The sequence below is a fragment of the Limnoraphis robusta CS-951 genome, from assembly GCF_000972705.2.
Window position 1 is genome coordinate 1 of sequence record NZ_LATL02000337.1, and the last position, 19606, is coordinate 19606.

A 19606-nucleotide genomic window follows, 5' to 3' on the forward strand; every position below is an offset into this window, starting at 1 on the left:
GTTGAAAAACCCAGCATCTAATCGATGCAATGAACCTTGAAAACTTAAGGTACGGGGTTCTTGCCAGGAATGCTTTGGCCATATAAAACCTTAAAGCACCAAGTACAGAGAATCAAGCATTTTTTTCTCAAGTACGGTAGGGCATACCGAAACTATCTCTGAAATGAGATGAACGACTGGGGAGACTCACCCCTCTGGAGTTGATTGGGAAACCAGTTGGCTTTAAGGGTTGTCAATGAATCAGTAATCCAAAGCCGTGAGGCTTGGAGAATCCCCTTTCTTTAGAAATGGGGAGTATGTCAATCAATGACAAGAGCAACAAAGGTCTTTTCAACAAGCACCCCAACCCCCTCGATCAATCTATTGCTTGTGGCTATACCCCGGTTTTTGACTTTTGACCCCCTCTTTTGACCTTCTGAAGCTGAGACTTCCTACAGGCAAGAATTTCTCAGACAGATGGTAGTCCGCTAAGTTATAGTGGAGTTAATCTGGCAACCTAGATCCGGGTTCTGGTTTCTGTGAGTTATTGCCTTAATCCCAACTGTCCAAGTCCGACTGATCCGTCGAATGCTAATCGACGTGTTTGTTGTCAGTGCGGTTCAGATTTGTTACTCCAAGGTCGGTATCGTGTTAGCAGACAGCTAGGTGGTGGTGGATTTGGTAAAACCTTTGAAATTACCGATGACCATACACGTACTGAGAAAGTTTTAAAAGTTTTGCTCAAAGAGCATCCAAAGGCTGTGGCTTTATTTAAGCAAGAAGCCAAAGTTTTGAGCCAGCTTAGACATCCCGGTATTCCGATGGTTGAAAAGGATGGTTATTTTACCTTTATGCCAAAAGGAGGCAAAGAACCGATTCATTGTCTGGTGATGGAAAAAATAGAAGGCTCTAATTTGCAAGACTGGATGAAAGGTCGCAAGAAAGAGCCGATTTCTCAAGAACAAGCGATTGAATGGTTAAAACAGCTTGCAGAAATTTTAGATAAAGTTCATAGCTTAAACTATTTCCATCGGGATATTAAACCGCAGAATATTATGCGAAAACCTGATGGGCAATTAGTCTTAATTGACTTTGGTACAGCTCGGGAAGTTACAGATACTTTTATTGCCAAGGTGGAGGGAGGACAAAACGTTACAGGTATTGTTTCTCCAGGCTATACTCCACCTGAACAAACCAACGGGAAAGCCGTTCCTCAGTCTGATTTTTTTGCTTTAGGACGAACGTTTATTTATCTTTTAACAGGTAAACCGCCAACAGCTTATCCAGAAAACCCTAGAACAGGAAAATTACTCTGGCGAAAAGGGGCCCCGAATATTTCTCAACAATTAGCAGATGTTTTGGATTATTTGATGGCACCGTTTCCGGGAAATCGGCCTCAAAGTCCTCAAATGGTTTTGAAGTGTCTCAAAGAAATCGATCTGACTCAACAAAAAGAATCGAAACCTGAACCCCCGAAACCGAAACCTGAGCCGCCACCTAAGCCCGTTCCTCAGAAAAAACAGAGAACAACAAAAATATCGGTTCCTTTATCCCGTCCTTTTCAATTTAATTTTCCGTTTAAGTTCCTCTGGATGATGGGAACTGTTTTGTTAATTGGAGGAGTGTTGTACACTCAAATTGACGGTTATTTACGCTACGGATTCATTCCGGCTAATCCGATTTTGATTCTTAAAAGTATACCGAGCAGTTTGTGGCTACAGGGATACAAAAGTGCTGTCGGTCAAGTTTATACTGTGGTGATTAGTCCAGACGGTCAAACACTCGTGGCGGGAAGTTTTGGAAATATAACGATTTGGAATTTAAAAACGGGGGAATTGCGGCATACAATTGCCGCCCATTCAAGTTGGGTTAAAACTCTGGCAATTAGTCCTGATGGTGAAACTTTAGCGAGTGGAAGTAACGACAAAACCATTCGGATGTGGGATCTCAAACAAGGAATTCGCCTGCGGACGATTGAAGGTCATACAGCCAGCGTCAATGCCCTCGAATTTAGCCCAGATGGTCGTACTCTCGCCAGTGGAAGTGATGATCAGACCATTCGGTTGTGGGATCTCAACACAGGGGTACGGATATTAACGATCTCAGCTCATGATGGCCCGGTCAATACGATTGCCTTCAGTCCAGATGGTCAAACCTTAGCCAGTGGAGGCACGGACAGAACCATTAAACTGTGGACTTTGACTCAAGGGACTCGAAAATTAACGATTTCTGGTCATGCAGGGGCAATCAATACGATTGCTTATACGACCGATGGTCAAAGTTTAGGGAGTGTCAGTGATGATGGTACAACCCGCTTGTGGAATCCGAATACGGGTGATCAAGAACGGTTGTTTTCCGGTGATGGGGGTGCAGTGAAATCGATGGTGATTAGTCCAGATGGTCAGACTTTAATGAGTGGTAGCGATCGGATTATGATTTGGGATCTAAAAACGGGAAAACCGATTGCGACGCTCTGGGGTCATGCACAAACGGTTAATGCTTTGGCTTTAAGTCCTAATGGTGAAGTTTTAGTGAGTGGCAGTGAAGATAAAACGATTAAGATTTGGCAAGTTCCAGTTAACAACTAAATGGAACTCCACCTGCTTTTGAAAGTCTGACTATAGCGCTTCGCGCTAGGGAACAGGGAACAGGGAACACCGGATCAGTAGACGGTGAAGGGGTTTTAGGATTTAGAAATGTCCTAATGTATTCGCTTACTGCTATATTTGTCTTAATTTTTGATAAAAAAAGAGGGGAAGTTAGGCGAATAATTCTCCTATTTCCCCTCAATTTAAACTTTTATAATTAAGCCTCACCCCAACGCTAAACGGGTTTGAGTGAGGCTAGGCATTCTCTATTTAGAATCGGAATTGAGTCCGGAATGTTGTCACGACCATCGTGTCGTTCTCATCCGTATGTTCGGGGTCTGTGACAATGTAAACACCAGGAATCAGAGCAACGTAGTCATTGACCTGATAGCGATAAAACGCTTCGATGTGAATTCCTGTTTTATCTTCTTCCAAACGCTCAAGGGTGTGATAAACCACTTTAGGCTGCATACCCACGATGATACCGCCTAAACTGCCTTCTCGGAATAAGTCAGGAAAGGCTAGGGTGATGGCGAAGTTCAGGATAGTCGCATCAAGGTCATCACCGTCGCCGCTACTCGCCTTGTCATCAGCCCAAGCCACACCCAACCAACCGCCTAACTCAAACTTATCTGCGATTCTCCAGTTGGTCTGGAAGCCTAAGTTGTCGGTTGTTGTGGCGGTATCTCCAAACGGACGGTTGGCGAGGAAACTTCCGGTTCCCCCACTAACGTTTACGTCATCTTCGCGGAAATAGCGGCGGTTGTAATCGATAGCGATCGCTAAATTATCCAAGGGTTCGTAGACGAATTGCAGGAAAGCCGAGTGACCGCCATTAAATAAACCTCGACCTTCAGACGGATCTGGTGAATCCCCATCATTGGCGAGATAACCCAAGTTCAGCCGCATTCTTTCATTAAGCTGATACTTGAGGGCCGCACCTGTACCTTCATTTCCCCGGAAGGTCGTGGGGTTATAGCGTCCAAAGCGGGAAGCCGCACCTGCACCTGTACTCTGGAAGGGGCTAAGAGGATCTTGAACGTCGTCTAAGTCCAAACTCTTCGCACCGAAGTAAACTTGACCTTTACCGTTCATAATCGGGAAGCGATAGTAGAGGTCATCGAGGATAAAGTCCCCATCTCCGCCATCCGTACCCAAACGGCTCATCAGCGTATTGGTTAAGTTTTCGCGGCTCAAGTTGGGAATGTCTCTGGCTTCCAAACGAGTTCGCAGTAAATCTTCCCCAGTGAAGCTGGTATCAAAGTTTAAACGCGCCCGATAACCGAAATAGCTTTGAGTCGGGTCTTCTTCTTCATCAACGTTCGGGCCACCTGCAACGGTATATTCAGAGCGATCGCCGAAGGTATCACCAATGAAGAAGATCACTTCCCCTCTCAACTTGGTCGTTGTGGAGAACTGATTGGCTTCCAATTCAGCCGTGCGTGCTTCTAAAGCTAACACCCGACCGCGTAAAGCTGCCAATTCCGCCGCAAATTCTTCTTGTAAGCGTTGCAAAACGGCTAAATCTTCTCGAGTGACCAAATTCGCAGTAGAGGCCGCAATCAACTCGTTAACCCGTTCTAAACAAGCGTTTAAACCAGCCGCAAACTCGTAACGAGTCATCGCCCGGTTTCCTTTATAGGTTCCATCGGGATAACCCGCAATACAACCGTAACGCTCAACTAAAGATTGCAGGGCTTGGAACGCCCAGTCTGTTGGTTGTACGTCTGAAAGCTGGGAAACCGATGTCACCTGATCCATGACATCTGTTTCTTGGCTGTAGAGTTCCATCTGTTCGATCTCTGAGATCCCCACTTGAGAACTCGCTGCTGGGTCTGCGGTTTCAACTTGAGCCAGTTCCAACTCAGCCGTTTCCGGGGTGGAAAGCGCTTCTGAAGTTGCGGTCTGAGCTGGAGCCTCACCCTGATCGCTTTCTGTGGCCGTGGCAACCTCAAGATTTTCAGATGCGTTTGCGTGATAGTCTAAGGATTGAATATCAGAAACGCTGAGTTCCTGAGTCGATAATTCTGAATGCTCTGTTTGCTGCCACTCCACTGAATGAATCGCTTCATTCCCTAAGTCAGAGGGTGAACCGAGCCTCATAGATGAGGTTTCGGTGGCTAGGGCGGCATTAGTTAAGACAAGGGCAGCACCCAGAATACCTGGACTCTGCTTAAGAGTGTTCCATAGAATTTTGTTCATCATCTCAAATCTCACACCGACTTAAAATACCAAAAGCAAGGGAGTCCCCAGCTCAGTTGAACCAATAGTATCACAATCTTAACAGGAGTTTTCTGACAGTCAAGCGGGTCTAACAGTGGCAGTTACTTCTGTGTGTTTAATCTCATTGGTTCATTTTGAGTCTGAGTTCCCCCATTCATCCTACACAATTTGTTTGGAATTGAGGCGACGAATTGCGACAACCCCAGGTAAAGGTGGACTGTTTGCTGTTTTACTCGGCCAGTTTGAACCAATTGGAACGAGCCGAGTTTGCATAAACTCCTGAGCGTCTGTGGTTCGCATCGCAAACTGACGCTCTTGTGAAGCCATGTTTTGACGAATTCCGTTGGCTTCTCCAGGGTGTTGGGCTGCGATAAACAAGGTCTGTTGATCCGGACTCAAACATGGCCCGGTCATCTCACATTCCATCGGCCCAATCGCAAATAGATAGGCATTTCCCGCATTCTCCCCCGAGGTGGGTAAAAACCAAACCGAATTATTGCCATACACCCCTAATAAATCTGTTTGACTCAGAGGTTGACCTTTTTCATCAACTCGACTGGAGGGTACGGGTTGATTCTGTTTACTGGTAGACATATCTGTGACCATCCAGACATTTCCCTTCCCATCAAATAGGAGGTTATCGGGGTTGGCAAAACCGGAACCTCCATCGGCGACTTCCCCCCCCGTAGCAAACATCTGCCAACTAAAGGTCATCGCATCAGGTTGATTGTCTTGTTCACTCAAGCGCATAATATTAAACTAAGCAAGAAAGTCACCTTTCCTACTCGTCTTCAGAACCGGACGTGAGACTTTCACCTCATCCGGCTCCTCAATGACTTGGCTCTTGTCACGAGTACCTCTTAAACTTCCGTCGAAACGGGTCTTTTCATCGTGGCAATGTCTATGTAATAGTTGCAGATTTTTATACTCATCCTTTCCGCCTTTCGACTTAGGAATGATATGGTCTACTTCCATCACATCATCCTCTCGGAAGTGTAAATTACAGTGAGCGCATATCCCTTTTTGTACCCTCAAAAGCCTTGCAACTTTTGTTGGCATTTCTGGATTTTTGCCCATTCGAGAACTCCAGTATATTAGATTACCGTCGTAGGGTGAAGCATCGCTTTTTACTTTCACATGGCGAACGATTGGTGTCGCATTATGTTTAAGTAATTGAGCCGTAATTTCTCCATCTTTTATGGAACAAAAGACCCAATTGGCGTTACCTACTCTGTGCCAATATTTATTGGCTACCCATTTTTTCCCTTTGTTGGAGTGACGACGGTTCGCCCAAGATTCTAGCTTTTGGTACATGAGGTGATCTAATTGTGAGTAAGCTTCTTTACTTACTTGTGACGCATAATAATTACTCCATCCTCGGATAATTGGGTTTAGATGTCTTATTAGTGCATCCTGACTGACCGATTTGTGAGAGTCTATTACTTTTGCGATTTGGTCGTAATGTACCTTTATGCTTTTCTTGCTTGGGGTGATGATGGTCTTAAAGCCTTGCTTCGAGTGATATTTTCCTACGTTAAACTGTCGGATGTTGAAACCGAGAAAATTAAACCCCGGTTCTTCTTGCCCGTAATTGTTTAGCGTGTGGGCTAACCTCGTTTTACTTGGCTTTAGTTCCAAACCCATGTCTTTTAACCACTCAGAGATTATCTCTTTACATCTTTGGACGGCATTTATGTCTTCGTGGAGAATCACGAAGTCATCAGCGTACCGGATGAGGGTCAATGATTGCACCTTCATTTGCCAACTTTTTTGACAGCCCTTATCATTTTTCATGTCAAGGGTTTTGGCAAACTCTTTTATCCGATATTCCATACCGTGAAGGGCAATGTTAGCCAGTAACGGAGAAATGACCCCGCCCTGTGGCGTACCCTCAGATGTAGGGAACAACTCTATCCCATCCATGACACCCGATTTTAACCAGGCTCGAACCTGTCTTCGTAGGGTTGGATAAGTATTTAATTTTGATAAGAGTCGTTTGTGGTCAATACAGTCGAAGCATTTTGCAATATCAGCATCTAGCACATATTTGGGCTTTCTGTTAATTGCTGTATGTATTGCTACGATTGCATCTTGACATGATCGGCCTGGTCTGAACCCGTATGAGTTAGGCTCAAATTTCGCTTCCCATTCTGGCTCTAAAGCCATTTTGACAAGCGATTGCAATGCGCGGTCATACATGGTAGGTATTCCCAAAGGTCGCTTCTCATTCTTCCCCGGTTTATCTATCCAGACTCTCCGGGTCGGGCTGACCTTTGAACCCAGTTTGAGTTTTCCAGTCAGGGCTATTCTTTGCTTTGGGGTCAGCGATTTAACGCCATCCACACCAGCAGTTTTTGCCCCCTGGTTATCCTGGGTAACTCTACGCACCGCTAAACATCTTGCAGACCAAGACCTCATCAGCGTTTTTTGGAGTCGGCGAACTGCTTTTACATCACCACGATTAGAGGCTTGATAGATACGTTTTTGGAGCTTATAAACGCGCTTTTCTAGCTTGCGCCAGTTAATCGCATTCCATTCCACCCTAGTGTCATTAATTGAACTGGTTTTAGACATTTGTACTCCTACTTAAGTCTCTATCTTCCAATTCATCGGATGTACGTCAGCTTATCTAGAAAATTACTTCTAGCATTTGCTTTTTACATCATCTTTCCTACTAGCAGCATACGGGAACGCACCTACTTGTAAATCGACCTTACAAGAGCATACTAGAGGTTACTTCGTTCCAAGTGTTCATATTTTATGTACCTTTAGAGTGATGCTTATACGCCGGGTTTATGGGAAGTGCTTGTTGGTCGCGGCTGGATTGCCAACTCCCTATCCTTTACCTTTTGGTTCCAGCTTATCAGCCTTATTTAGCTGGTTCGAGCTATCGACGTTTTAAACACATCTTTACTTTCGTTACTCATGGGTACTTTGCTCAGAGGGATTCCAGTTTTAGGCTACCAGTTACCTCCTTTTCATCCCGCTTTTCGGATTGATGGCTAGTCGCTACCGAAGGGATGATGCTGTCACCACTGCACCTGTGGGGCAGGACTGGGTAACAATCCTAATGATGTTACTTACACCTGCATAAACACTTAGTTGTCAAGGATTAACATCCTTGCTGGTAGTCCCCCTAACACATTAGATGTGTTGGTTTATACCAAACGAATCACACCCAACCATACTCATAGGCGGTTTCCCCAGTGGGACTTTTAAACACCCGTTGGTCTGGGCCTCCTGTTTTGTCATCCCCAGAACCCGAGGTAAAGGCAATAAATAAGGAACCATCCGGCGCAATGTCTGTATCTTCGGGACGGGCTGTACAAGTGGCTCCCACTGCACTGGCGGCTAAATGAGCATCGATTAAGATGGCACCCTGAACTTCTTCGGGATTTTCCCCTTCATATAAATCGGCTAAGGTTTTATACTGCTGTTTGAATGCGATCGCTTCGGAATCTTTTACCGCCACGACAGCGCCGCCTTCGGGTCGTTTGGGTAAACTGATCTTTCCCCCGACATGAACACTGGGTAAATCGGGATTAACGGGTGTATTCGCTTTTAAAGCAATCCAACGACCTGTCCCATCTTCATTAAATTTCGCTGCATAGAGCATTCCTTGTTCGAGTAAGCTAGAATTGGCTTGATCTTTGGGGTCTTTAACGCGATCTTGACTCACGTACTTATAAACGTGTCCGCCTCGGCGATCGCAGCCCGAATAAAATGCCAAGGGTTTACCCGCTTCTACCCGAATTCCTACGGCTTCGTGACGATAACGACCTAACCAGGTATGCTTCGTCCCATAATCATTACGATTTGCTGGATCAACTTCCACCATCCAACCATATTTATTTCCCGCTAATCCGAACACATTACCCAACCCATCTAAATTTCCTGAAAAGGGGTTCTTACTCGGATCAACAGACGTTCCATCGGGGTAGACGGGTTCAGGAACATGGGTTTGAAAGTTTTCTTCGGCACTAAACACTGTTCCCCAAGGGGTGGTTCCCCCTGCACAATTGCCAAAGCTGCCAATAATGCGATCGCCTAAGCGGTCATTATAACCTTTACCTTTTTTGCGAAATACGGCCGCGGCTGGCCCCGTTGACTTTAGGTAACGGCGATCTTTCCAACCCGAAATTCCGGTAATCCGTCGATCTTCGGCTGAGTAGGTGCGTTCCCATTTGCCTTCTGAGTTGCGACGAATGGAAATGACACCGATTCCCATGTCGATTAACCCTTGTTCGGATAGTTCTCGAATGGCTTGGCGCACGGGGTTATTGGCGGGCAGTGCAAAGGCATTTATTTTGGGTTTTTTCTCGGCTTTTAGAGCCGCTTCAATGCTTTTAAGCGGTAAGGTTTTGCCGATTACTTTTTCGTAGGTTTGCACCCAAGTTTCGGAACTAATATACTCAAAATTGACGGTTAAATATCCTTCATTTTCACTCGTTTCGATGAAGGATAAATAATCATTATTGTAGCCAAACCTAGAATCACCGACGGGATCACCCCAAGCCGCAATTAGGTCATAAGTAAACCCTTCGGGAAGAACGAGATCATCAACAATTTCATAGGTTTTATAGGCTTTAATTTGTTGTTCTGAAGCTGAAACTGTGCTAATAGGAACCCATTCTCCAACTTGAGTTTCTGCGTAATCTGTTGCTAACGGCATCGGCCCTTTTACGGGTTTAAAACTCAAGGGAGTTTTAGGGGGTTTGAGGGAAGATTTGGGGTCAAGGGGAAGATTTTTATCTTCACAAGAACTCAAGCTAGCTGTCGTTAAGCTAGCACCGAGGAATAGCAAAAATTCTCGTCGTTTGAGTCTCATAAAATATTAGAGGAAGGTAGAAGCTGGCAATCTAACCATTGATTATTTTAACGACGATCAATGAGTTTTTGCCACTCAAGGTTCTAGCCTATCCAAACCGATATCCAAAGCCGCGCACGGTTACAATATATTCAGGATTACTAGGGTCAATTTCTAGTTTTTCTCGCAACCAGCGAATATGAACATCAACGGTTTTGCTATCTCCAATAAAATCAGGTCCCCAAATCAAATCGAGTAACTGTTCACGAGACCAAACTCGCCGGGGATAACTCATAAATAGTTCTAACAAGCGGAATTGTTTGGGGGAAAGCTTCACTTCTTCACCCCGAGCCACAACCCGGCATTCTTCTTGATAGAGGATAATATCTTTGTATTGCAACATTACTGGTCCCGGAAGCTGACACAAGCGTTGACGACGCATGAGAGCGCGACATCTGGCGATAAATTCTCTCATTCCAAATGGTTTGCTTAGATAGTCATCTGCTCCCGCTTCCAGGTAAAAAGCACAGTTATTTGCTGTTTCTTTTGTTCCAATGATTAAAATGGGGACGGGGTTGCCTTGATGCCGTAACATTCGGCACAGATCAAGACCATTGACAGCATCTAGAATCAAAAGGTTGAATGGAAATTCACTCATCTTAGATGAGGGACTATGAACGGCTGGGAGAGCTTCGCGTCCGTCTAAAGCAATCACAACAGTATAGCCGTGTTCTTTGAGGGCTAAAGACAGGATATCCCGCCAGGGTTCTTCATGTTCAAGTAACAAGATTTGACCTGTATATCTTAGGTCAGAACGATGAGAACTCTTGCCTAAGTCGGGGGAAAACATAAATATCAGTTCCTACTGGTTGGATGGTGTGAAATTGTCATTTTAATCAGACTTAACTTTTAGGCTGAGTGACTTTTAAGGAAAGTTAATTCTTGACAATCCATCCAACGTAGATATGCTGCCATTGATCAATCGGCCCACATTGAGAGAACAGGGGTAAAACAGGTTGAAAATCCCCACTCACAAAAGTGAGCCATAAGCCTTTTACTCGCTCATCTACTAAGTGCGATGCGAGCTTTCTAAACATTATCTACTCCAAATAGGCTCGGTCGGATTAATAAAGGGGATATAGCTTTGATTGTATGGGTGGAAGGTTAAGGTTAGGTAAACTGTTGGTAATGATTAGGTTAAGTTATTATCAAGGGTTAAACCGTTCTGAGCTGGGCTTGGGGTTCAATCCAGCCGACTTGACTGTTGCACTCATCTGGTGTAAACCGAACTTAACACTTGAATTGACAGCCCACTGTTTAACCTCTTTAACTTCATATAATGTTACTCCATTTAAGTACCTGGCCCGAGGTCGAAACCTATTTATCCCACTCAACTGGGATTATTCTCCCCATTGGTTCGACTGAGCAACATGGGCCGACTGGACTGATTGGCACCGATGCGATTTGTGCTGAAGCGATCGCACGAGGAACAGCAGAAGCAACCCATGCTATCGTTAGCCCGACTCTCAATGTGGGAATGGCACTTCACCACATGGCTTTTCCTGGGACTATTAGCTTCCGACCTAGCACGTTAATTAACGTAATCACTGATTATATCACATCTTTGGCGAGACATGGTTTTAACAAATTTTTCTTCATCAACGGTCACGGGGGAAATATTGCCACGTTGAAAGCCGCTTTTGCTGAGACTTACGCCCATCTTGGGGACCTGCAACTCCCCAACGCGAATCTTGTACAATGTCAGGTGGGAAATTGGTTCATGTGTAGATCGGTTTACAAACTCGCCAAGGAACTTTACGGCGATCAAGAAGGGTCTCACGCAACCCCGAGTGAAGTGGCTGTGACCCAATATCTTTATCCTGAAGCCATCAAACAGGCGACCTTATCGGAAGAAGTGGCTAAAGGTTATCCAATTTACGGGGCGGCTGATTTTCGCCGTCATTATCCCGATGGTCGGATGGGATCAAACCCAGCATTAGCTACTCCAGAACATGGAAAACAACTCTATGAACTTGCTGTCAAAGACCTGAGTCAGAGCTATCTCGAATTCTTGAATCAGACTTAAAAACAGTTGAGATTAATTTTCAAGAATATCCACATCTGTGGGAGGTGGAACGTTAATTGGAGTCGATGCGGGTTCCGCCTTAAAAATATCTTCTAAGGCTTGTTGTAAACTCGGCCTCATAACAATTCTATTGTTATAAAAAACAATTACGCGGGCGAGAGTCGGGAGGCTATTTTCAGTCGCTTCTAGATAGATCGGTTCGACATAAAGCAATGATCTTTCAATCGGAATGACTAATAAATTCCCCTGTACGACTCGTGAACCCTGGCGATTCCACAGGGAAATTTGTTCAGAAATTTCGGGCGTTTGATTAATCAAGGCTTCCACTTGTTCGGGGCCGAAAATTAATTCTTGCTTGGGAAAACGATATAATAATAGTTTACCATATTGTTGAATATCGGAGCGAGCTGCCATCCAAGCGACTAAGTTAATTCGACTAGCAGGTGTAAACGGTTGTAGGAGAATAAATTCTTCACTGCTTTCTTCAGGAAGCCGCATAATTAGATAGTAGGGTTCTACCGATTGCGCTTCATTTGCATAAATTTCTTTGGGAATTCGCCATTGGTCTTCTCGATTATAAAAGACTCGCACATCATCCATATGATACGTCAATAATTGTTCGGATTGAACTTTGAATAAATCAAAGGGATAGCGAATATGTGCATAGAGGCTTCCCGGCATTTGTTGAATGGGCTTAAACAAATCCGGGAATATTTTTCGCCAAGTGGTTAAAATCGGATCTTCTGGGTTATCTAAATAGTAAAAGCGAACCGTACCATTGTAAGCATCAACGACGACTTTAACGGAGTTGCGAATATAGTTAAATTCACCGTTTCCAGGGTCAGAATAGGGATAGCGATCGCTTGTTGTATAAGCATCAATAATCCAATACAAATAGTTAGGGGGGGTTAATTCTTCTTGAGGTTGAGACTCGTTAAAATTGGCATCCGCAACCACTAAATAGGGATCGCTATCGTAGCGCAAAAAAGGCGCTAGCATTTTTACTCGTTCTTTGATGTTGCGACGAAAGAGTAACTTTGTATCCGGTAAAAAATTTCGGGTAAACAGCATTTGCCAGTTTTTCAAATGTTTAGCAAACAGTAACCGTCGCCATCCCTGACCAATTGTAATCCCACCCTGACCGTCGTAAGTATTATAAATATTCTCATTTCCGACGGGATAATCTAACTCCTCAACTAGGGTAGAAGTCATCACATCGGTTTCGGTGAGTTCACCATAATAAATACGTGGTTTTCCGATAGGGATACTATATTGAATTCGTGGATCTACAGCTAGGGTACTCTGCGGATCAAGTTTTGGATCGGCACCAATATCTCTAACAAAATAATTTGGAAGTCCTCCCTCGCCAACGGTATTGACAGGAGATAACGTGAAACCATAACCATGAGTGTAAACTAAATGTTTGTTCACCCAAGTTTGAGCTTCATCGGGTACGGCATCGTAGTTTAACTCCCGTGCTGAAATTAAAACTTGTTGTTTTTCTGTGCGACCGATTGGGGTTTGTTCGGCTTGGGCTTTGAGTAAGGTGTAGCGGTCAATATTGGCATCTGGAAATTCGTAGTATAAGCGAATTTGCTGTAACTGGCGGTTGGTTTGTAGAAGGGGACGTTGATCCCAAAGACGAATATTTTTGATGGTGAGATCATTTTTTTGAATGTCATTGTAAGTAAGTTCACCTTCGAGGGGAAAGATTTTTGAGTTAATGACATCGAGGTTAAAAGCTTGTCGGGTGTAGCTGATACTCCGTTCAATATAGGGGGCTTCTCGTGCTAGTTCGTTGGGTTGTACGATGAAGCGTTGTACGGTTTGGGGTAATAACCAACCTGCAATAAAAGCAATGGTTAAATACCATCCTAAAATTGCTCGGAGTGAATAGCTATCGGCAAATAATCGTGTCTGAGTCTTCGGAAAAAATTTGCGTCGGCGAATACGTCGCTTCAAGAGTTTTAAACTAAATAGCTTTAAACCCACTTCAATATAAGGTTCAATGGCTTTGACGGAGAAAAAGGCTTGCCATAATAGAAAAATTGCAATGATCACGGCGATAATACATAACATTAAGTCAGCCGGAGCTTGTACATTAATATCGGTATAGCCTGCACCAAAAATCACACCTCGTCTAGAATAAAGGAGTTCATATCGAGATAGCCAATGCTTTAAGGCAACACTCAGCATGAACATTCCACCCAGGGCGTGTAAGTGTCGCTGTTGAGGTTGGGAAAAACCAGGAAAACGTCCTTGGCTCATGCTGTTTCCAGAGTGAAGATAAATTAAACTACAAGAGACTAATCCACACAAACACAACCCAACGAGCCAGAATTCTAGGAGGTGTGCAGCAGGTAAGGTGAAGATATAAAAGCTAATTTCTTGTCCAAAAAGATCATCAGCTTTATTAAAAGAGGTTGGATGAAAATATTGCAGAATATTCGGCCAATGGCTGGATAAAACCAAACCAAATCCTAAACTCAGAAATACAGCGATCGCGATCAGGGTAAAATCAAGTTCAACGACTAATAATATTACAAGACCCGCGAAGAGTCCAAATAACCACCACTGAGAAAATAACTGTTGAGTAAGCTTCAATAAAGGTTCTACATCAAAGCGATTAGGGAGTTGAGGAGCGACTAGGGGTTGAGTAAAATCGGGTTGCCAATATTGACTGAATACTTGTCCATAATGTAAGACAACTAAAGCCAACAACAGGCATAAACTGATCACAAATCCGAGAAGCCAACCAAACTCTAATGCGGGAATAGAGGGCGGTTTTTCTAGGGAGAAAAAGGGGATTTTATCAGGCTTTAGGGTGGGGGAAGGAGGATATTTGTAGCGGTTGGCAATGAATTGATTTCCCAGGAGAAAACCTGCGGTTACACTCAAGCCGAAGAACCAAAGCATTGCTTGGGTTGTTAAGCGCAACCAATAGACTGATAAATAGTTCAATTCCTCAAACCAAAACCCTTCCGCTAGGATCTGACTGACTAAATCAGCGAATAGCCACAATCCAAATAGGATGAGAATTGCTTTGAGAATCGGGGATTTACTCACCATTGAGAGTCAAGGGGTAAAATGCTAAATTCCAGATGTTCTGCTCACTCAGCAGCCCGACTTTTGATTGTAGGGGGTCTGACAGCCAGAGTTAGCCTCAAGTTTACCATAATGTCTTATTTTACCGTAAAAGTTAGAAAAATGATATTAAGTTTTTTAAAAGGGGGAGATTTCCGTTCAATTTTTAAGCTGTTATGGTGAACTCAATTCAGCAAAATTACAACGACAATCTAGAGACAGCAGGACAATCTGCAATATACCATCGCAAAGGTAAATCCGTGCCTTTGGTAATACCAATCCGAGTCGTTTGTACAAACTCTATTTTCCCAGAGTTCACTGCTTGTTGAAAAGGTCGCTTTTTCAAAGGTCTTGCTGAATACCCGAAGTTCAAGAAAAAAGGCAAAAATGATAGCTTTACTTTAGATAATTGTGGCAAAGTAATGAGGTTTTCACCGAAGGAGGTTAAAACTTCCTTTCATTGGATGGGTTAACACTTACGAACCCCTTCCCGAAATCCAGACTAAACGAGTTACAATTAGTCGAGTAGTTTTTGCGCTATAGATTCTATCCGTCAACTAAGACCTGTTCAAGTTGCGGTCACGTTCAAGAAATGCCACTGAAAGAACGAGTTTTTAACTGTTTAAATTGCGGTGTAAGCGTTGAGCGTGATTTGAATGCCAGCCTGAATTTAGAAGGTTATGCCGAGGGCTTCTTGGTGAATTGCCTGTCTGACCGGGTGCTGCCGACAGTCCGGGGTGATGCAGGAAGTAAACGTTAACACGGTTTATACCGCGTTATATCAGTTTTATAAAGCAGTACAGCCCAATAATTCTAACGCTATGGTAGGAGATGGACGAGATAGCCAAGTCGCGTCTACAATCTCATTGAAAATTGTATTGATTACAGGAGGTTTAGTCATGGATGTCAAGTTAGTTTTAGCTGGATTAACTGTTTTGTTTACCATTTCCTGTTTGTTCTTCGGAACGAAAAACGGGTTCTATGATAGCGATGACTATCATGGTAATGGTTGCGCCCATTAGACAGTGATTAGGGGACAGTCACCCATCATGTAGGGGCGGGTTCGGTCAAAATGTATGTCTTCCCAGAAGGAACCTACATAAACCCGCCCTCAACAGTGACCAGTTATCAGTTATCAGTGACCAGTGGGGACAGTCACCCATCATGTAGGGGCGGGTTCGGTCAAAATGTATGTCTTCCCAGAAGGAACCTACATAAACCCGCCCTCAACAGTGACCAGTTATCAGTGACCAGTTATCAGTGGGGACAGTCACCGATGATGTAGGGGCGGGTTCGGTCAAAATGTATGTCTTCCCAGAAGGAACCTACATAAACCCGCCCTCAACAGTGACCAGTTATCAGTGACCAGTTATCAGTGGGGACAGTCACCCATCATGTAGGGGCGGGTTAGGTCAAAATGTATGTCTTCCCAGAAGGAACCTACATAAACCCGCCCTCAACAGTGACCAGTTATCAGTTATCAGTGACCAGTGGGGACAGTTATCAGTTATCAGTAAACAGTTTCTCCCCTGCTCCCCCCGCTCCCCCGCTTCCCTCTTGCCTATTGCCTGTTGCCTGTTGCCTGTTGCCTTCTGCCTTCTGCCTGTTGCCTTCTGCCTGTTGCCTAAAAAAAGTGATAGACACTTGACATTTTTCTGAAAATCCGTAACAATAGATACAGAAAGAAAAAATAAAACGTTCATCTCTCGGATCTAGAGAACGCTGATCTCAGTAAAGTCAGGAAAATCATCGAGATCAGAGAGACGGAAGTAGGGAAATCATCATTCCTGAAGGAACGCGCCTCACTTTGTCAACCATCGCATCAAAAAGGAGAGGCGATCAGATGAAACTAACCTATCGTGGTATCGATTATCAATACAATCCTCCACAAGTTGCCACTGCAACTGGAGAAGTAGCTGGAAAATATCGGGGACAAGATTGGCGTTTTTGCAACTTGAAGAAACCCCCAGTTTTACAACCCAGTTATAATCTCACCTATCGGGGGGTTAAATATAGCAATAATCCCGTTTCGGCGGTTAGCGGTACAGACAGTCCTTTAAGGATTTCTGAGAAAGCGCGAATTCTGATGTTGAAGCGGGAACGCTCAGAAATTCAACGGGATCAGTCTATGCTGAACCGTCTGGCCGATGAAGTCGGACTGAATCTCAACGATACAGGATTCTATAACCCAGCATAATAGCAGGATTGCGAAATCAACCTCTGTTGTAGAACTACGCACCCCCTTGTGGGGTGTTTTTTTGTGGACGATTACCCAGAAGTTGCCCTGATATGGCACACTTATAGACTAAGCCAAAATGCTGGTCGTTTTCCCTTTTAGCTGATTCCGGGTGTAAGCTCAAGGAACGGGTTTGAGGATAATCTAGTCGTGGTGTGTAGTGGACGAGGAAACAGAAATTGGTCAGATCTATGAAAAGCGTTGTCCTCCGCCGACAATTGCTAGAGAGTCAGTGGTCGATCAAACTGAACCTACTGATTACCCTAGTACGGCGAGATTTGGAAGCCCGCTATAAAGGTTCTATTTTGGGGAATTTATGGCCACTGCTTAATCAGCTTGTGCAATTGCTGATTTTTACCTATGTTTTTTCAATTGTCTTACAAGTTAAATTGAATATACAAGGGGTTCCGGCGGACAATAAACTGGCGTTTGGGTTGTGGTTGTTTGCAGGATTGTTACCCTGGTTAGCCTTTACCAATGGACTGACGCAAGCCGCGACTTGTGTTGTGGGACAGCCCAACTTAGTTAAAAAAGTCGTGTTTCCATTGGGCCTGCTTCCTCTGGTACCGATTTGTTCAGCGTTTATTGAAAGTACCTTTGGGCTAGTTGCTTTAATCACCTTGGTTTTGATTATTATTCCTGAACCTGCTGTTAGTCTCTGGCTGTTACCTTTTGTGTGGATTCCGCAACTTCTCCTCACCGCAGGTTTAGGATATTTAACCGCAGGTTTAACGGTCTTTTTGCGAGATATTCCTCAAAGTTTAGGCGTGATTCTCAATCTCTGGTTTTATGCGACTCCCATTGTTTATCCTGCCTTTAAAATTCCAGAAGCGTGGCAGGTTTGGGTGTTTTGGTTGAATCCGATTACAGCGATCGCTGAGACTTACCGTGATATTGTACTCAAGGGTCAGATTCAACACGGGGGAGAACTTGCTACAGCAACAATCGTCTCTATCATTATATTTTATGGAGGCGTGTGGGTCTACAAACGTTTGCGTCCAGCTTTTGCTGATGTTTTGTAGCAATGACTGTCTTCTTCCGACCTCACCTCACTGACGGATTACGATATCTCGGTAGCTAGTAAACGACGAATGTCCGAAATTGCAATTTCAGTTAATCACGTTTCCAAGTGTTTTAAGCGGTATCGACATCCGGTTGACCGACTTAAAGAGATTTTTTTGCCGCGTCAGCAACTCGCTGAGAATTTCTGGGCGTTACGAGAGATTAATCTACAAGTTTATCAAGGGCAAACGCTAGGAATTGTTGGTCGAAATGGTTCGGGAAAAAGTACGCTGTTGCAAATTATTGTAGGCACTCTCACTCCTACTAATGGCAACGTAGAAGTTCAGGGTCGAGTGTCGGCTTTGTTAGAACTCGGTAGTGGGTTTAACCCGGAATTTACGGGACGGCAAAATGTCTTTTTTAATGGTCAACTCCTGGGATTAAAACACCAGGAAATCGAACAAAAGTTTGAAGAAATTGTCGCGTTTGCCGATATTGGAGACTTTATCAATCAACCCGTTAAAACCTATTCTAGCGGAATGTATGTGCGGTTAGCGTTTGCGGTGGCAACCAGTTCTGAACCCGATATTTTAGTGGTGGATGAAGCCCTTTCTGTTGGGGATGAAGCCTTTCAACGCAAATGTTTTAGTCGTATCCATGAAATCCAAGATCGAGGCGGAACGATTTTATTTGTTTCTCATGCGGCTTCATCGGTTACTCAACTTTGTGACTCAGCAATTTTGATGGATCGGGGTGAAATACTGTTAGAACATAGCCCCAAAATGATTATATCAAAATATCAAAAAATGATCTACGCTGATGCGACAGAATCGGAACGATTGCGAGAGGAAATTCGCCATCTCAAAGCTTCATTTAAGCCCCAGGAAGTCTTTCAAAAGGTTGAGTGGAAAAAGTATCATCGCAGCCAAGCGAATCAACATCAAACTGAATCTAAACAAGCTGATTATTATGACTATTATGACCCGAAATTAGCACCCGATCATCCGATTCAATATCCCTCTCGTGGCGCAACCATTACTGATCCTCATATTGCCACCCCTAAAGGGGAACGAGTGAATCATATCATTGCTCGAAATGATTACATCTATTCCTACACTGTAGAATTTCAAAAAGCCGCTTCACACGTCCGCTTTGGAATGTTAGTCAAAACCATCAGTGGGTTTGAACTTGCAGGGGCTTCTTTCCTCGCGACCTCCCAATTTATTAAACACATTTCCCCCGGTACTCAACTCGTGTTAGAATTCAGGTTTAAATGTTTACTCGCACCGGATGTTTACTTTTTAAATGCTGGAGTTTCAGGAATTGTAGAGGGTGAATTTACTTATCTTGATCGATGTATTGATGTTGCCATGTTTAGAGTTCAACCTTGTGAGAGTTCTTGCGGTACTGGAGTTGTAGATTTGCTCGTTGAGCCAAAATTAACCGTCACTTCGGGTCAAATCGAACAGGAGCAAGAAATACAACAATATCTTTAAAATATCTTAACCTAAAATTCGGTTAATGTTGGGGCGGGTTCCGAACAAATATCTGTCTCTAACAAATAACCTTTATAAACCCGCACCTTTTTTCAGGAAACAGTG

Annotated in this window: 15 protein-coding genes, 1 pseudogene and 1 riboswitch; of the genes and pseudogenes, 8 read left to right on the forward strand and 8 right to left on the reverse strand. The window is 44.0% G+C overall.

What is annotated here, in order from left to right:
• Positions 1–518: 518 nt before the first annotated feature.
• On the forward strand, positions 519–2567 hold the full coding sequence (locus tag WN50_RS28310) for a serine/threonine-protein kinase (RefSeq protein ID WP_082172590.1): 2049 nt from the start codon (positions 519–521) through the stop codon (positions 2565–2567).
• A 270-nt stretch (positions 2568–2837) separates the two neighbouring features.
• Here the strand turns inward: WN50_RS28310 and WN50_RS28315 are convergent, their stop codons facing one another.
• The 6 genes from WN50_RS28315 to WN50_RS34950 all read right to left on the reverse strand — a co-directional run bounded on the left by WN50_RS28315 (position 2838) and on the right by WN50_RS34950 (position 10694).
• On the reverse strand, positions 2838–4769 hold the full coding sequence (locus WN50_RS28315; RefSeq protein WP_046281654.1) for an iron uptake porin: 1932 nt from the start codon (positions 4767–4769) through the stop codon (positions 2838–2840).
• Between the two features lie 180 nt (positions 4770–4949).
• Positions 4950–5540 carry an alkaline phosphatase PhoX gene (locus WN50_RS28320; RefSeq protein ID WP_046281655.1) on the reverse strand — a complete coding sequence of 197 codons (591 nt, stop codon included), beginning with the start codon at positions 5538–5540 and terminating at the stop codon, positions 4950–4952.
• 9 nt (positions 5541–5549) lie between these two features.
• Positions 5550–7364, reverse strand: coding sequence for a group II intron reverse transcriptase/maturase (gene ltrA, locus WN50_RS28325; RefSeq protein ID WP_049561485.1), 1815 nt, complete (start codon positions 7362–7364; stop codon positions 5550–5552).
• Between the two features lie 598 nt (positions 7365–7962).
• Positions 7963–9618, reverse strand: a complete 1656-nt coding sequence (locus WN50_RS28330) for a PhoX family protein (protein ID WP_046281661.1) — start codon at positions 9616–9618, stop codon at positions 7963–7965.
• A gap of 88 nt (positions 9619–9706) precedes the next feature.
• Positions 9707–10447 (reverse strand): winged helix-turn-helix domain-containing protein, encoded by a 741-nt coding sequence (locus WN50_RS28335; protein ID WP_046281656.1) that lies wholly within the window; start codon positions 10445–10447, stop codon positions 9707–9709.
• Between the two features lie 85 nt (positions 10448–10532).
• A complete protein-coding gene (locus WN50_RS34950; RefSeq protein ID WP_160315455.1) occupies positions 10533–10694 on the reverse strand; it encodes a hypothetical protein in 162 nt (53 codons plus the stop codon).
• Between the two features lie 242 nt (positions 10695–10936).
• Between WN50_RS34950 and WN50_RS28340 the strand changes: the two genes are divergently transcribed.
• Positions 10937–11683: a creatininase family protein gene (locus WN50_RS28340; protein WP_046281657.1), complete on the forward strand. Its 747-nt coding sequence runs from the start codon at positions 10937–10939 to the stop codon at positions 11681–11683.
• 12 nt (positions 11684–11695) lie between these two features.
• Here the strand turns inward: WN50_RS28340 and WN50_RS28345 are convergent, their stop codons facing one another.
• Positions 11696–14752 (reverse strand): UPF0182 family protein, encoded by a 3057-nt coding sequence (locus tag WN50_RS28345; RefSeq protein ID WP_063847429.1) that lies wholly within the window; start codon positions 14750–14752, stop codon positions 11696–11698.
• A 214-nt stretch (positions 14753–14966) separates the two neighbouring features.
• Positions 14967–15086, reverse strand: a complete 120-nt coding sequence (locus WN50_RS32945; RefSeq protein ID WP_235441164.1) for a DNA-3-methyladenine glycosylase — start codon at positions 15084–15086, stop codon at positions 14967–14969.
• Positions 15087–15102: 16 nt separating this feature from the next.
• Here WN50_RS32945 and WN50_RS37930 point away from each other — a divergent pair.
• From WN50_RS37930 to WN50_RS28365, 6 genes and pseudogenes are all read left to right on the forward strand, one after another.
• Positions 15103–15292, forward strand: a pseudogene (locus WN50_RS37930) (RNA-guided endonuclease InsQ/TnpB family protein); the annotation flags it as partial.
• A 7-nt stretch (positions 15293–15299) separates the two neighbouring features.
• Complete coding sequence (locus WN50_RS37935; RefSeq protein ID WP_072075655.1) at positions 15300–15527, forward strand: zinc ribbon domain-containing protein; 228 nt, start codon at positions 15300–15302, stop codon at positions 15525–15527.
• Positions 15508–15789, forward strand: coding sequence for a hypothetical protein (locus tag WN50_RS34955; RefSeq protein ID WP_053221615.1), 282 nt, complete (start codon positions 15508–15510; stop codon positions 15787–15789). The genes WN50_RS37935 and WN50_RS34955 overlap by 20 nt, the downstream gene beginning before the upstream one ends.
• Positions 15790–16461: 672 nt before the next feature.
• Positions 16462–16569, forward strand: a riboswitch (Glutamine riboswitch).
• A 41-nt stretch (positions 16570–16610) separates the two neighbouring features.
• Positions 16611–16964 carry a DUF4278 domain-containing protein gene (locus WN50_RS28355; protein WP_046281658.1) on the forward strand — a complete coding sequence of 118 codons (354 nt, stop codon included), beginning with the start codon at positions 16611–16613 and terminating at the stop codon, positions 16962–16964.
• 230 nt (positions 16965–17194) lie between these two features.
• Positions 17195–18025 carry an ABC transporter permease gene (locus WN50_RS28360; protein ID WP_046281659.1) on the forward strand — a complete coding sequence of 277 codons (831 nt, stop codon included), beginning with the start codon at positions 17195–17197 and terminating at the stop codon, positions 18023–18025.
• A gap of 69 nt (positions 18026–18094) precedes the next feature.
• Complete coding sequence (locus WN50_RS28365) at positions 18095–19501, forward strand: ABC transporter ATP-binding protein (RefSeq protein WP_049561488.1); 1407 nt, start codon at positions 18095–18097, stop codon at positions 19499–19501.
• Positions 19502–19606: the final 105 nt, after the last annotated feature.